This window comes from Acinetobacter sp. YH12145 (assembly GCF_013418335.1).
Lineage (GTDB): Bacteria > Pseudomonadota > Gammaproteobacteria > Pseudomonadales > Moraxellaceae > Acinetobacter > Acinetobacter amyesii.
Genome location: NZ_VPCE01000007.1, coordinates 181,238 through 196,295 on the forward strand (window position 1 = coordinate 181,238; position 15,058 = coordinate 196,295).

16 protein-coding genes are annotated in these 15,058 nt (G+C 40.5%); 13 read left to right on the forward strand and 3 right to left on the reverse strand.

Translation table 11 applies throughout. The annotated features are described in order from the left end of the window. Nucleotide 1: 1 nt before the first annotated feature. From FTU80_RS09640 to FTU80_RS09700, 13 genes are all read left to right on the forward strand, one after another. Entirely contained in the window at nt 2-490 is a 489-nt protein-coding gene (locus FTU80_RS09640) for a zinc ribbon domain-containing protein (protein ID WP_180084890.1), read from the forward strand. Nucleotides 491-557: 67 nt separating this feature from the next. Then, on the forward strand, nt 558-3,248 hold the full coding sequence (locus tag FTU80_RS09645; RefSeq protein WP_180084891.1) for a phage tail tape measure protein: 2,691 nt from the start codon (nt 558-560) through the stop codon (nt 3,246-3,248). Between the two features lie 45 nt (nt 3,249-3,293). Next, the gene (locus FTU80_RS09650) at nt 3,294-3,479 is read left to right on the forward strand and encodes a hypothetical protein (protein ID WP_180084892.1); all 186 of its coding nucleotides are present in this window, start codon (nt 3,294-3,296) and stop codon (nt 3,477-3,479) included. Nucleotides 3,480-3,576: 97 nt separating this feature from the next. Then, nucleotides 3,577-4,428: a M48 family metallopeptidase gene (locus tag FTU80_RS09655; protein ID WP_180084893.1), complete on the forward strand. Its 852-nt coding sequence runs from the start codon at nt 3,577-3,579 to the stop codon at nt 4,426-4,428. 3 nt (nt 4,429-4,431) lie between these two features. Then, nucleotides 4,432-4,824, forward strand: coding sequence for a hypothetical protein (locus FTU80_RS09660; protein WP_180084894.1), 393 nt, complete (start codon nt 4,432-4,434; stop codon nt 4,822-4,824). An 80-nt stretch (nt 4,825-4,904) separates the two neighbouring features. Next, nucleotides 4,905-6,116: a hypothetical protein gene (locus FTU80_RS09665; RefSeq protein WP_180084895.1), complete on the forward strand. Its 1,212-nt coding sequence runs from the start codon at nt 4,905-4,907 to the stop codon at nt 6,114-6,116. Beyond that, complete coding sequence (locus FTU80_RS09670) at nt 6,113-7,030, forward strand: phage BR0599 family protein (RefSeq protein ID WP_180084896.1); 918 nt, start codon at nt 6,113-6,115, stop codon at nt 7,028-7,030. The genes FTU80_RS09665 and FTU80_RS09670 overlap by 4 nt, the downstream gene beginning before the upstream one ends. A gap of 8 nt (nt 7,031-7,038) precedes the next feature. Next, nucleotides 7,039-7,347, forward strand: coding sequence for a hypothetical protein (locus tag FTU80_RS09675; RefSeq protein WP_228144728.1), 309 nt, complete (start codon nt 7,039-7,041; stop codon nt 7,345-7,347). Then, nucleotides 7,344-7,532 (forward strand): hypothetical protein, encoded by a 189-nt coding sequence (locus FTU80_RS09680; protein ID WP_180084897.1) that lies wholly within the window; start codon nt 7,344-7,346, stop codon nt 7,530-7,532. Before FTU80_RS09675 ends, FTU80_RS09680 begins: the two co-directional genes overlap by 4 nt. Continuing rightward, on the forward strand, nt 7,516-10,404 hold the full coding sequence (locus tag FTU80_RS09685) for a phage tail protein (RefSeq protein WP_180084898.1): 2,889 nt from the start codon (nt 7,516-7,518) through the stop codon (nt 10,402-10,404). The genes FTU80_RS09680 and FTU80_RS09685 overlap by 17 nt, the downstream gene beginning before the upstream one ends. A gap of 2 nt (nt 10,405-10,406) precedes the next feature. After that, nucleotides 10,407-11,222 carry a leucine-rich repeat protein gene (locus tag FTU80_RS09690; RefSeq protein ID WP_180084899.1) on the forward strand — a complete coding sequence of 272 codons (816 nt, stop codon included), beginning with the start codon at nt 10,407-10,409 and terminating at the stop codon, nt 11,220-11,222. A 44-nt stretch (nt 11,223-11,266) separates the two neighbouring features. Continuing rightward, nucleotides 11,267-11,824 (forward strand): hypothetical protein, encoded by a 558-nt coding sequence (locus tag FTU80_RS09695; protein WP_180084900.1) that lies wholly within the window; start codon nt 11,267-11,269, stop codon nt 11,822-11,824. Then, nucleotides 11,821-12,597, forward strand: coding sequence for an N-acetylmuramoyl-L-alanine amidase (locus tag FTU80_RS09700; protein ID WP_180084901.1), 777 nt, complete (start codon nt 11,821-11,823; stop codon nt 12,595-12,597). The genes FTU80_RS09695 and FTU80_RS09700 overlap by 4 nt, the downstream gene beginning before the upstream one ends. An 85-nt stretch (nt 12,598-12,682) precedes the next feature. Here FTU80_RS09700 and FTU80_RS09705 read toward each other — a convergent pair whose 3' ends face one another. The 3 genes from FTU80_RS09705 to xseA all read right to left on the reverse strand — a co-directional run bounded on the left by FTU80_RS09705 (nt 12,683) and on the right by xseA (nt 15,011). Beyond that, nucleotides 12,683-13,129: a right-handed parallel beta-helix repeat-containing protein gene (locus FTU80_RS09705; protein WP_180084902.1), complete on the reverse strand. Its 447-nt coding sequence runs from the start codon at nt 13,127-13,129 to the stop codon at nt 12,683-12,685. Between the two features lie 417 nt (nt 13,130-13,546). Continuing rightward, nucleotides 13,547-13,741 (reverse strand): exodeoxyribonuclease VII small subunit, encoded by a 195-nt coding sequence (gene xseB / locus FTU80_RS09710; RefSeq protein ID WP_078188551.1) that lies wholly within the window; start codon nt 13,739-13,741, stop codon nt 13,547-13,549. After that, entirely contained in the window at nt 13,731-15,011 is a 1,281-nt protein-coding gene (gene xseA, locus FTU80_RS09715) for an exodeoxyribonuclease VII large subunit (protein ID WP_180084903.1), read from the reverse strand. The genes xseB and xseA overlap by 11 nt, the downstream gene beginning before the upstream one ends. Nucleotides 15,012-15,058: the final 47 nt, after the last annotated feature.

Here is a 15,058-nt window from a genome sequence, read left to right on the forward strand (position 1 = left end):
TATGGCTTTAAAGCAGTGTAAAGAATGCGGGAATCAGGTTAGTGATAAAGCGCAAAGCTGTCCAAGCTGCGGTGCGAAACAGCCAAAGAAAATGGGTATATTCGCTTGGATTGCTATTATCTTTGTTGGGTTGCTAGTGATAGGCGCCATTGCTGATGGCGGGGATGGCTCTTCAGTATCAGAGCCGTCACCAAAAGAATTAGCATTGCAAAACCTAGACTTTGATTTTGAGTGGGGTAAAGCAGGATTTGATAGCGTCATGGAAATCAATATGACAATCAAAAACAACGGGACTAAAGACATTAAAGACCTTACAGTTGAATGTGTTCACTCATCAAATAGCGGAACTGTAGTGGATAGAAATAAACGTGAAGTTTATGAAGTCATTAAAGCTGGCGAAACCAAAAAAATTAACAACTTTAATATGGGTTTTATCCACTCACAAGCAACATCATCTAGTTGTAGCGTTGTGGATTTAGTCGTTATGTAAAGTTTAGAACTTATTAACAGACCTCGCGAAAGCGGGGTTTTTTATTGCCTAAATTTAGGAGTCTCTCATGACTGAAACATCACGCCTTGAAATTATCATCGATACAACCAAGGCAAAAAAAGGCACGGATGATGTCACCAAGTCGTTAAAGGATGTGGAGACTCAAGGTGATAAGACCGAAAGATCAGTAAAAGATACAGCTAAAGTCATTTCAGATGCGGGCGATAAATCTAAATCATCTGCCAAAAAAGTTGATGACCTATCTAAAAGCCTCTCAACTGCGGGAAATGAAGCGAAGACCACATCGGGGAGAATGAGTGAGTTAAGAAACACAATGGCTCAAGCTGCAAGCGATGGGAAGTTTGGCTCACATGTGCAAGGGCTATCTACAAAACTATCTGGCTTAAAAGGTGGTGCGCTTCTTGTGGGTGCATCGCTTGCAGGTGCTTTTGTTGGTGGTGTTGCTGTAGCGAGTGGCTACCTTGCAAACATGGCTTTAGAGGTTGCAAAAAGCAATGTAGAGCTCGCACGATTTTCAGCGATTGCAAATACATCTATTGCTAACTTTCAAGGCTTGGCTGGTGCTGCTGCAACATTTGGCGTATCGCAAGAAAAAACCTCTGATATGTTAAAGGACTTCAATGAAAAAATCGGTGAATTTAATGCGATTGGTGCGGGCGGTGCTGTAGATTTCTTTGAACAGATTGCAGTCAAGACAGAAGGTGGTGCACAAGGAGCTAAAAAACTTGCTGAAGAAATGTCGAAAATGGACGGCATTGACGCACTTCAAACTTATGTAGATAAATTGGAGGAAGCGGGCGTAAACCAAAAGGAGATGTCATTCTACCTTGAGTCTATGGGTTCAGATTTAACCGCACTAGCACCGCTGTTAATGGATGGCGGTAAACTCTGGAAAGACTACCAACAAGCGCTAGAGGATGCGGGGGTTATCACTGGTGAGGAAGCAATTCAGAAATCTATTGAATTGACCGCTCAAACTGAATCACTTCAAATGCAATTTGGCGCACTAAAAAGTGAACTAGCTTCGCAAGTAATGCCGATTCTAAGCACACTACTTTCCTACTTTATGGACGGATCAACTGAGGGCGGCCGCTTTGCTGGTGTAATTCAGGGCATCGGGGTTGCTGCTCAGGGTGTTGGCGTCTTAATTGTTGGCCTTGCAACAGGCATGAAAAACCTTGTCGAGCTGATGTCTTTAGTTGTCAATCAGTTTAAAACTATTGGCACAACTGCAGTAAATTTTGCTAATGCTGATGGCATTAAGGCAAAAGGCTCCGCATTACTTTCTGGTGCTAAAGACTTTGTGTGGGGCAATGGTGCTAAAGCCGCGAAAAATATATACAGCAATTCCAAGCAAGGCATCTCGTCAATTAGTAATATTGCCTCATCACAAGCGGGTCAATATGACGCTTTAACCAAATCTATTATCAACAACCGCAAGGCGCAGCTTGAGTGGAATAAACAGCAAGGCAAAGGGCTGGGTGGTGGAGCTGAGCAAAATAAGAACCTTTTCCCAACTCAAAAAACACCTAAAGCAGGCAAGGCGAAATCTGGCGGTTCAGCAACCAAAGCGGTAACTGATGCTAAACGTCTTGCTGATCAGCAAAGACGCGAAGCTGAAAGACTACAGGTTGAGATTGAAAGAGCTAAAGAAAGAGTAACCAAGGAGTATGCGAGCAAAGAAGAAAGGCTGCTCATGGATTACAACGAGTCTAAAAAAGAAATTGAAAAAGGCTTTATAAACGATCCAACCAATCGAGATGCTTATCTCAAAAAAGCTAAAGATACATATGAAAAAGAGCTTGCAGCATATCGATCAGCGCAGAAAGACAAGCTTGAATCATATCAGCGTGATTTTGCTGACAAGACCTATTCAGCAACAAGCGCAATTGGCTTATCGAATGTTGGTACTGTTTATGGCAAGGATAGCCTCAAGTACAAGATGGCGAGCCTTAGCACCAATCTGTATGACAAGCAGCGGGCAGAAAGTCAAAACTATGATGATGATGTTAAGGACATTAATGCTGATTACGATACACCTGAATTGGCAGGTGAGCGATATGCACTTCTTGAGGAGGCTAAACGCGCTCACATGCTTCGTATGCAGCAGCTCGATGTAGAACATAACGAATCATCAAAAGAACTAGTTATGCAGCAATATCAAATGCAGCTATCAAGTTTTTCGAGTTTGGCTGGCTCTTTACAAGGCTTGGTGAGTGAGTCTAGTTCGGCATATGCGGCACTATATGCAGTTCAGAAAGGGTTTAATTTTGCTCAAGCGGTTATGAACGGCTACACAGCTATTTCGGCAGCATGGGCATCAGCACCATTCCCATATAATATGCCTGCGGTAGCAATGGCAACCATGGAGACAGGTGTTCTTCAAGCGGCAATTTCTGCTGTAACGCCAGGCTTCAAATCAGGCGGCTACACTGGCAACATTGGCTTAAATCAAGAAGCAGGCGTGGTTCATGGTCAAGAGTATGTGTTGAATGCTGAAGCTACTAAACGAGTTGGTATCAATACTCTTAATGCCATCAACAACGGTGGAACTATTCAGGCCGAGAAGCAGGCACAAGCAAATGCGAAGGTGCAGGGTAGTAAACCCCAGGCTATCGATAACAATCTGCGTGTAATCATGGTTAAAGATGAGAATGAGGCTAAAGATATGCTTTATAGTGCAGATGGTGAGAAAGCTTTCTTGTATCACATGAAACGAAATCGCAGCAAGGTATAGGCCTGCTTCGGTGGGTTTTATTTTTATCAATTTTAGGAATTTAAAATGAAAACATTAATTGCTTTAGGTGTGGGTATTGCTCTTGGGCTTTGCTTTAAGATGGCGGAGAAGGCTAAAGAGTCAAAGATTGTTGTGGTTGATGATCACAATTCTTTTGGTGAGCATATTTTTGGTGATGAAGGTAAAGAAGCATTTAAGAAGTTTTATAAGGGCCAAAATCTGGATTTATAAACTATTATTGTCGACTTTGAAGATCAATAAATGAAATATCTGGTTTTTCACCATTCAAGCAGCATAGAATGTATAAAAAATTACCGATGTTTATTCTATGAGTTCCATTCAGCCCAAATCAAAGCTTGAAGAGATAGCAAATATTTTTGCTAATGAATCAATCAAGTTTGATCTCAAGCCGTTTGGTGAGGGATCTAGACTTATAAGTAAGTATAGAAAAAATATGAATGAGCTTATGTCGTCTGATCCATATGAGGCATATACAGGCTTAGGCGTGCTTAGTGCTTATGAGAATAAATATGATCTTGCTCTAAAGTATTTTGACGCTGCTCAAAGGCTGGACCCAACATCCCGATCCCCAAAAATAAATATTGCTACCTGTATGCTACTTGAGGGGGACTTGGATAAGTGTGTTGACACTTTATTAAACACGTTAAATGACTTTCCAAATGAACCAATGGTTGTCAGCACTACGCTTAAGGTTTTATCTATGTTCTTTTATTTTGATGAAATAGATCGTCTTAAAGGCGAAGGTCGAAATAATTCTTCTCTTTGTAGGGTTGCTGCTGAAGAATTGGAAGATACTCTTGATGTTATGGACTTCATTAAATCTACAGATATTGACCTAAGCGTATTAAGAACTATGAAGGTCTTAGCTAATCAAGAGTTTTTCTCAAAGTTCTCTATAAATTCCTCATATGTATCAAACTACAATGTGGATTGTGATGATGTAAAGTTTGATGAAGTTGTATATATTCCACCTGAGTTATTTGGAAATATGAGTGCGGAAAAAGATTCTGTAATTTATGCAATGAATGAATCATTACAGGAAAAATTTGTCGATTTAATGATGCATTATTCATTGCAGGAAAATGCGGAAACACTTTTAAAAAGCTTCAGAAATATTTCTATCTATTTTTTAGCTGATTCAAGAATTAAAAAGAGTTAATCAATGGATTGTAAATTATTTGATGAGATTGCAGATCATATATCTAAGTCTGGATATGAAGAAATAGAATGTCGCCGAAGAACCAGCTCAGGCAGGCATTACTATTTTATCTATCATACTGTTAAGGATTGGCTGACCAAAAACCACCCTGAAGTAATTAAAAATATGGGCGGCAGCAGCCATGAAAAGCTGCAATTTTGCATGGAACAGCTCTGTATTGATTGCGCTGATAAGAAGTTTGGCATGTTAGCTTTAAAGCTTAAGACGCTACACAGAATAAGAGTTCATGCTGACTATTATCTTGATGATGAATTCTTGGAAGGACAAATAACGATGATCAAGAAAGAAAAAGAGCGAGTTTGTGAACTTCTTAGAGAGCTAGAGACAAAAAGCTAAATAGCTTGGCGATATTTTTCAATATTTAATTTTCACCGCCTTAACTGGCGGTTTTTTAAGGTCTGAAATTTGAGGACAAAATGAAAATACAAACCAAATATGGCGAAGTACACGTATTAACAGATTGCCCTCTGCTTGATTCTACTGAACGTCTTGAGTTTAAAACCGAGGTGCATGAATCGTTTGATGGTAGCGAAATTCGATACATTCAGCGTGATGCACCACGTCAGGTCTTGAGCTTTAACTACGTGAATATGCGTAAAGCCATGGGTGATATGTTCCACATGCTGTATGCAAATTTGCGTAAACAGTGGGGTATTCCGTTACCACAGTTTCGACAGCTCATTCCAGATCTAGAAGATAGTGACTTCATTATCATGAACACGACAGCACACCAAGCCGACCTTAGAGTCGGTTTTATTTTGCTTGAAAGTTCTGAGGGTGCTCAAGTTGCTGAGATTGTGAGCATAGGTCGCTACATCATTGTGCAAGAAGAAATTCGAGATCCTGAAACGCAAGAAATCATTCAAGAATTGATTACTGAGTATCAGGATGGCTTCCGACTTGCAGCCAATGTGACAGCAACCAATACAGCAATCATGCCGCTACGGATCTGCATCATTGATGGTGATGCTTCAATCAACACTGGCGGTTTTTGGTCCAACTCAAGTGTGGCTTTTCGTGTGATTGCAGAGGATTCGCCTGAATTTGAAGCTGATGTGCCTGAGCAATTCCTTGGTGATGATATTTACTTCAAGCCTTTGCTGCTTGATGGCGACTCGCTAGAAATGACACTGACGCAACATCAAAACATTGTCGATGGCGATGTTGGTGGCTTTCAGGATTTTACCCATTGGGCCAAGCCACGATATTTAAAACCATTTAAGTCGTTACTACGTGACTGGAACCAATACACGGAGTATCGCAAGTTTTTGTTTCGTCGAATTGGGCGTTTTCAGGCATTTTGGATGCCACTATATGAGAAGCATTTGAATATTCTCAATACTGGAAACATCACAACTTCACTCAGTACAAATACAAAGTATCTGCTTGAAGCGGATCGTAAACACATTGCTGTGAGGCGCAAAGACGGCACTTGGACTGCACATGAAATTACGGCCAAAACGGGTGGTTCTTTAACTGTATCACCAGCAATCAATGCACAGCGCAGCAACATTCAAACGATTTGCTATTTAGGACTGTATCGCCTTGATGCAGATCAGATCGAATTTCAATTTTTAGGCGCACAGAAAACGCAAGTCACAGTGCCAATCGTGGAGCTTTCATCATGAAAACGAGAGCGGAACTCTATCAATTTAAGCACGGTACCCGCACCTGGTATTTCACCAATCAGCGCAAAGTAATCATGCATGCAGGCACTGAATATCTGCCAATTCGCGGTCTTTCACGCACTGAGATTGAAGATGAAAGCATTGATAAGTGCGATACCGAAGTAACACTTCCGCAAATGAGCTTATTAAATGCGGAAGGTGAAAACCTTGCTGCAGTATTTGCAGGGAAAATCTTTTATGGTGGCGTAACGGTAACAATCCTTGAGCTGTATCAAAACGAAACCTTGGTGCTGCACAAAGGCCGTGTGACGCAGCCGAAATTTGATGAAGATGCAGACACATTGACATTGGTATGTGAAACCGGTGAATCGTACTTAAACCGCAATATTCTGACGCGGAAGTTCCAAGCGTCTTGTCCGAATTCCATCTATGACCGTTGGTGTGGGCTTGACTTTGAGAAGCTGTCATTTGAAGTGGTGGTCACAACGGTATCGGGCTTAGATGTTAGTTTTACTGTGGTTCCAACACAAGTAATTGACGAGCTAGGCAATCCAGTGTTTGAACAAATCCCTGTTTTAGATGAATTGGGTCAACCTGTTTTAGACGGTCAAGGCAATCCGACTTATGAAGATGGCGAGCCGATCATGGAAACAAAGTCATATCCAGCAGCATGGCTGAATTTAGGCCTGTTAGTGAAAGATGGTGTTTACACCACAATCACGTCGGGCGGTGGAAATTCTCTAAACCTTTATCGTCAGCATGTTGGTTTAAGAGTTGGTGATGTGGTTCGTGTTGCACCTGGTTGTGATCAATCGTTAAAAACCTGCCATGAAAAACTTAATAACAGTCTAAATTTTGCAGGGCATCCATTTATTCCGAGTCAAAACCCATTGGAAACACAGTTAATTAAGTGAGTTAAAGCATGGATATACAACACATCATAGCTCATTACGACGTTTCTCAGATTCAGCACACAAAAGCCATTGCACCCATAATTGTCGGGATGATTATCTCGGCTGTGATTTCTGTTGCTGTTGGAGTTTACAACTTCTTGCAAATGCGAAAGCAGCAGAAAAAGAACCAACAAAAGCCAAATCAACTTGATGGAACAATCGCTGATGAAGGTACTTCATTTAGCGACATTGCAGGTAGTCCACACATGTATGGAAACATTACCCATATTTGGGGTCAAAAAACAACTGCAATTAAAAGCAAAGGCGGGAAGAAATGAAAATTTATATCTCGGATTTACGGAAAGCCAAAATGTGTGCTCGCGGATCGCGGGCATTTTTTTTGGCTCAAGGTTGGGATTGGCAGGATTTTCTGAAGAATGGGCGTGATGCTCAGGACTTTATTAATACGAATGACGCAATGGCAATGCAGGTTGTAGAGGTGGCAAATGGGCGGCAGCAGTAAGCAAGTAACAGGGTATCGCTATTTTGCCAATTTTCTTTTATTTATTGGCAATCCAATTGAAAAAGTTCTCGGGATTAATTTTGATAAACGTGGGTGGCAAACTCCACTCATTGATGAGCAAAAAAATCCATTAAGCATTGGCGAAGTTAAACTACCAAACCTATATGGCGAAAATGAAGGCGGTGTTGCGGGGAAAATTCATGCGCGTTATGGCACTGAAAACCCTGATCCTGTAGATTTTTATAGCAGTTATTTAGCCAAAAATGATCTGCCGCCACTTGCATATCCGTATCAATCATATCTTGCATTTACCGGCTTAGGAACACCTGATTTCAGTGGAGGTTTGATTGGAAATATAATTGGTGCAGCACATGGCTATTACAACAATGCTTTCTACCTCGGCAACTCTGGCTACATGAAAGAAATGTTGCTACACGTTAAGCGCATTAACGTAAAAAATAATGGTGAGCCACAATGGAATCCTGAATTTGCAGAGATACCAGATGTTGAGATTAAAAGTATCGCAGAGGGTGGGAGCACACCCAACCTGCATTCAACATGGAAATGCAAAGAGGGCAACGGCGAAATAAGGACTCTAAGTAGTGACAGTGTGACAGGGTATGGTATTTCTTTTCAGGAAGTTAAAAATCCACCGAATTCAAAATCAAATGTCATTGTAGACTATCAGTTTGATGCATTTATAAAAGGTGAGATTGTCGTTACTTACTCAAGGGAATATGGAGCTAAACTAACCTTAACAACAGCTCAACCGCTCATAGCAAGTACTGATTATTTAAATTCAGGTGGGGTGCCAACTCGACGCAATGTATACAAGTTATTTGGGGATGAGAAATTCGGATTTGAAATTGAATATACAGCGCCAGCACAAAGCTCTTTTCATGTAAATGTTTCAGCAGTACCTAATGTATCTCCGTCTAGATTTGGGTTTTATTATAAAAAAGGGGATATCAATCCAATTCATAAAATTCGCGAAATTCTCACCGACGACACGGCGATGAATAAACCTGAATCTGATGTTAATAATATTAACTTTGCAAAAGCGGCGGAAAGAATATATTCAGAGGGGCTTGGTATTTCATGGTCAATTACTGAGAAATCATGCTTAGAAGCAATTAATGAATTATGCGGACATATTGAAGCTGGTATACGCATAAATCGTCAAACCGGTTTGTATGAAATGGTTTTATTTCGTGATGATTGGTTTGGTGAAAATGAACTTCACTCGCTAGCAGTTAACAAAATTAAAAGCATGTCTCTTGAAATTGCTAATGCTGACGAGGCAATTAATCAGCTTAACGTCAGCTATTACAATCGCGAAGCTATCAAAAACTCATCTTTTTCTGTTACCGAAAATGCTTCTATTCGCAATTTAATTGGGCGTGTAAATGCTGAAGAAGTTGACTTTCCGTATTTTATGAAACAGCGGAATGCTGCGGTTGTAGCACAATGGAAACTAAAGCAAATGTCTACGCCAGTGTGGAAAGGCTCTTTCACAACTGCTGAGTATAACGCACGGAAATGGAACCGTTACGACTTACTAAAATTGGCTTGGCCAAGAAAGTGGCAAGGTGAAATTACAGTTCGGATTATGAAAATCAATCTCGGTACGGGTGCTGATGTTTCAATTGATTTTGTTGAAGTTGTGCCGTATTCAGGCAATTTATCTTCAGATATCATGATTGATGAGCCGATTGATGTTGGTGTTCAGCCACCTTTGGCTTGTCAGTACGAGCCCTTTGAAATGCCGTATTACTTAGCTGTCATGGCACTTGGTCAGCGTCAAGTTGATGAAGAGTTAAGTTATGAAAATAACTTTGGTTTAGCTGGTGTTGTAGCTCAACAACCACAATCCAATTCTCTTTATGCTGTGATGATGACGCATGACGGCACAGAAGGCGAGGAGTGGGTACGCGCTGCGACAATTAACTATGAGCCTGCTGCTGAGCTTGATCAGATCATTTCAAGAACCTCAACAAGCTTTACAGTTAAAGACAGTGCTGCAATTTCAGGCTTGCTAATTGGCACATTAATTAAATGTGGCAGTGATTGGATTGGAACGCCGGGCGAATGGATGGTTTTTCAAGGCATTAATCCGTATACCGGTGTTGTGAGTGTAAAACGTGGTGCGCTTGATACATTGCCGCAGGCTTGGGGAATGGGCACAAAACTTTATTTCTGCGGGAATGATGTGGCTTTCGATTCAACTGAATATATTTCCGGCGAAGAGGTTCTTGTATCCGCACTCACAACCACGCCATCTGGCATGCTTGAACAGGAAGGTGCAATCGCTATTGAAATGAATGCACGTGCATTTAGACCATACCCACCGGCAAACGTGAAATTTAATGGAAATTATTTTCCAGAAACTCACGTTATTTCTAATGATATTTTGTTGACTTGGGCGCATCGAAACCGCGTTCAGCAAACTGGTGGTGAAATTATCGGTTGGTATGAAGGTGGTTTAACAGTTGAAAATGGAGTGACTTATTCGCTTGAGCTTTCAACCGCCCAAGATGGTGTTATTTACAACGCAAGTGGTATTGGTTTAGACAGTCATGCAATCCTTTCGTCAGTGCTTTTGCAGAATAAAGCACACAAATTGAAACTTTGGTCTGTGCGTGATGGATTTGAAAGTTACCAAATCTTTGAACACAACTTCTTTGTTGAATCTGTGAGTTTAGTTCTCACAGCCACAGCAGCGAAAGATAAAGTCACAGGGTCAACGGTTCCGATTGCAAACATTTTAGTGAATGTGGATGAATCACTTAAAGCCAATATACACTTCGATGGCTCAAACATTAGTGGTAAAGCTGAACCCGGTGCAACTATTACAATTGAAATTGAGGAGTAAAAATGGCGACTTACACAGGGGTGGCAGATGCAAATGGGGACTTTATAGTCCCTTTTTTAGCTTCATACACAAGCGGTCAAAAAGTGACGGTCACGTCAGAAAAGGAGGGGGCAACAAAAACAATTGAGCTGTTTGCTCCTAGTGATGTGAGCGGCGGTGGAAAGATTCGCTTTAGCGGAACAATGGTAAATTTTCCAACAAACGTTGGGAGTGTTGAAATAGTAGACTTATCGGGAGCAATCAATCCTTATGCTTTTGATGGTGAGAATGGCGGTTTCCCTAGGCTTGCGACATCACTAACAATCAACGGTGGTGATATTAATGTCGGAAATTACACCTTTCGCTCATGGCGAAATACACTTACTTTTACAGTTAATGCGGTCGTAAAAGCTTTAGGGCAGTGGTCATTTTCTTACATGGAAAAAGTAACAAATGTAGACGTATTTAACACTATTTTAGCTAGTGTAACAGCTACAACTATCCCAATTTCGTGCTTTTTTGGAAATAAAGCGGTAACAGGTCATTTAGTGATACCAGATCATATTGTAACAATTGACACGCAAGCATTTGCATCCTGGAATGCATTAACAAAGTTAACAATAGGAAGCTCTGTAAAAAATCTAAATATTCAATGCTTTTCAGGGTTATTGGCATGTAATGAGATTATTTGTCTTCCATTGGTGCCACCGGTATACGGAAATGGGGTGCTTGTTAATTTAAAAGCAAGCTGTGTAATCAAGGTTCCATCTGGATCTCTATCCGCATACCAAACAGCAACCGGATGGTCTGCATTTGCAAGTCAGATGGTTGGAGTTTAATGCGCCTTCAGGTGCTTTTTTATTGCCAATAATTAGGGGGCGCAATGTCGAATGACTACTCATCCGATCCACCGATAGCAACAGCAGGGCAGTTGCTTGCTATCTCAGACAAGATCAGCGACATATCAAAAAATATGGATAAGTTAGCTGAAATGCCTCAAAAACTTGACCGCATGAATATGCAGTTGGAGCAGCTTAATAAAGACCATCAGCAGACCAGAAGTGATTTGTCGCAAACACGTGACAATCTTCAGGACGAGTTGGATCGAGCAAAGTCAAACTTCAAAAGTGAGATTAAGCAACTCAGAAATGAAGTCGATCCAAAGTTTAAGGAAGTGGATTCACAGATCAGGGTGCTGCATGAGAGCAAAACCAAGATCGACAGTATCACCAACCTTGTACGCTTTGGTGGCATTTTCTTGGCCGGTCTATTCGTCGTCGCTTGGAATACTCAAACGAGCAAGACAGACACGGTAAACACTCAGACAATGGCAAATAGCCAGTCCATCCAAGTTCTTGAAAAACAATCTGATCAACTCTTAAGAACGGTTGAGGAAATCCGAAACAAACTTTACGAACGAAATATGAGAGAGGAAAAATGAAATTAATTGAAAATTGGCAACAAGCTTGGAAACTCAAGTCGGTACAAGTAGGCGCATTAAGCGCCTTTTTTTATGCCCTGATTTTATTCTCAGAACAGTTTTTAAGTGTCTGGGAGGTGATTCCACAAGAGTTGAAAAACAAGATCCCTGAAAACGTTGCTGAATGGGTGGGCATATTTGTCGGTGTAGCAATGGTGCTTGCTCGACTTAAAAAGCAACCTGAATTGCACACTGATATTCAACCCTTTGTTACAGTCACTGCAGGGCATAGCAATACTGATCCTGGCGCAGTAAATGGCAAATATAAAGAAGCTGATCTGGTGGCCAACTTCCGTAATGCAGTAGCTTTTTATTTACGCGAAGCAGGCATTCAATATAAAACCGATGGTGTAGGCGCAACCAACCAGAACTTAAATGCAGCAATCAAACTCATTAAAGGCTCAAGTGTTGCTGTTGAATTCCATATGAATGCAGCAGCTTCAAAACAAGCCAATGGTGTTGAAACTATTGCATTGCCGAAAGACAAGAAACTGGCTCAGGAATTATCCAAAGCCGTAGCATATGCTTTTGGTAGTCGATTACGTGGTGATAATGGTTGGATTGATCAATCTCAGTCAGCACGAGGGAGGCTCGGATTTATCAGCAATGGCGGCCTAATTGTAGAGCTTGGTTTTATTTCCAATGAAGAAGAATTATTCCAATTCAATGCGCGCTATTGGTCGGCTGCAAAAGCTGTAGCCAAAGTTCTGATTGAATATGAAAAGCGCAATTAAGGTTTTATTGCTGTGCCTCCTGTCAGGTTGCACAGCTCACACCATTACAACAAATGTGAATTTAGGAATATGTGTGAATGGTGACTTAAGATAAACCCATGCTGCTAAAATGCGGCCCGAAAGTAGCCATTAAAACAGGTCCGTATTCTTTTGAAAAACGAATAACTCTTTCAACAATAGATGTAAATTGATCAATTCTAGCTAAAGAACTTTCCTTTATTATTTCTATCTGTTTTTCAGCAGGATTGGCATCTAACTTTTGAAACAAATCACGCAGCTCGCTTAAATCAATCCCTTTTGGTATTCCAAAGTAATCATACGGACTTTGCCCCTTTATCCGAATAGCTTCTAGTTCTGCCTGAGTTATTTGATTGTGAGAGATTTCACCCTCAAAAACCTCATCAACATCCACCCCAACTTTAACTCTGTCGATGGTGTTTTCAGATATTTGAGCATCCGATATGCCAGAAGTTTTTATACCTGTTCCACAACTTGATATAGTATTTCCAAAGATTCTAGGACCCTTACTCATCTGATTTTCCTTTTATTAAAAACATATTTTACTCTTTATTTAAACCCCACCCAGACTCCATCCTAAAAACCTCTCCATTCTTAATCGTGTGCTCTATATAAAAGTAGGTCCATGTTTTCATATCCATCTCTTGTAGTTATTTTTCCCATCTAAATTATACCTGTATATAGTCATTAAAAAAATGTAGACTGATTTGTAGACTGTTGAATTATATTTGTAGACTACTAGTGGTTGTTAGTGCTAAGTGTTGCATATATACAATATATTTAAAAACAATGATCTACTGTTATTTACAACCAATCAGATTAAACGCAAAACAATGTTATCAGAACTGGCGCTTCTAAGAGAAGTCAAAATTTGAATATAAAAAAATGCAGCTTAGGCTGCGTTTTTTTATGCAAATAATGAATTGAGAAATCAATCTTTAAACGTATCATTCAAAGCTTGTTGTACTGCTTCAACACGGGTCTTGCAGGCTTTATAGGCTTGCATCGACTCTTCAACGATTTTCATAAGATTATCAATATCGGGTTCTTGCTGAGATTCGAGTAATTCAGCATTACGTTTTAAAACTTCATAGCCTTCTTTAAAACTTAGAGTATCAGTCGTCATGATTTTTTACCTGTATATGTTGAATGTCAGCCGTGATGATGCCGTCTTGCATTTCAATTTCAATCGGTGAATGCGTTGAAGGCTGAAGATTTTTCGTTGCGCGAATGGCGTGACCTTGCTGCCGGACGATGGCATAACCTTTGGAGAGCACATGTGCAGGGTTTTGCAGCAAAGTCTCACGCATGAGTATTTCAATATTCTGTGCAGCTGTTTTAAGTTGTAACTGAGCAAAATAAGCAGTGTTATCTTGGTATTGTTGTAATAGCCGAGTTGAGTCATTGATTTGACTCTGAGCCAAGGTCTTTATGACTTGTAGCAACTGATCATTTTGACTTTGATACAGAGCAATTTGATGTTGTGAGTGTAGTTGAATGCTTTGTAATGCCTCTAAAACGTCCTGAGTTCGCTCAACAATATGATTACGAATTCCCCCAATCACTTTACTCGGGGTATCGAAAGAGCGATGTGCAATTTCATCTAAGATTGTACGGTCTTTTTCATGGCCGATACCGACCCAAATCGGCACGCTACGCTTAGATAGAAGGGCAGCCAAATCATAATCATTCAGATAAGCAAGATCGTTAACAGCACCGCCACCACGAATAATCACGATCAAATCTGGCGCAGTTTGAAAGTCATTGGCCCATTGTCTTAAACCCAGTGCTAAAGCATCTCGGATACTTTGTGCTGCGGTATTTCCTTGAAAGGTTGCAGCATGATAGACAAATTCACACACGCCAGCATGTTGTAGTGCATCTGCATCTTTTTTAAAGTCACCTAAGCCAGCCGCATTTTCAGGCGCAATAACCAAGACATGCTGAATATCAAATGGCGCAGGCAAGTTTCGATTTTTATGAATCAGACCTTCGCTGGTGAGTTTTTCTAAAATTTGTTGATAGCGTCGAGCCAGATCACCCAAAGTAAAACTCGAATCAATTTCTTCGATATTGACTGAAAAGCCGTACTGCGGGTCAAATTTGGCACGCACTTTAACCAAGACATTTAAGTCACGACTGAGCTCAATGCCGCTTTCACGTTCAAATTTTCCGACAACTTTATTTGCAGTAAATTTCCAAATTGTGGCCTTACAACTGGCAATGACTCTATCACTTTCTTGTTCTTTTTCAGCTAATTCTAGATAGTAATGTCCACCTTTGATGTTTAAATTTCGAATCTCGGCTTTGACCCACACGGCATCATCAAAAGCCAATTGAATGACTTCTTTGACCGCAGATAGGTATTCGCTCAGCGTTAATTGAACATCAGACATAATTTAAAATAGGAGAATATACAAATGAATATTCATTTAAATACTAA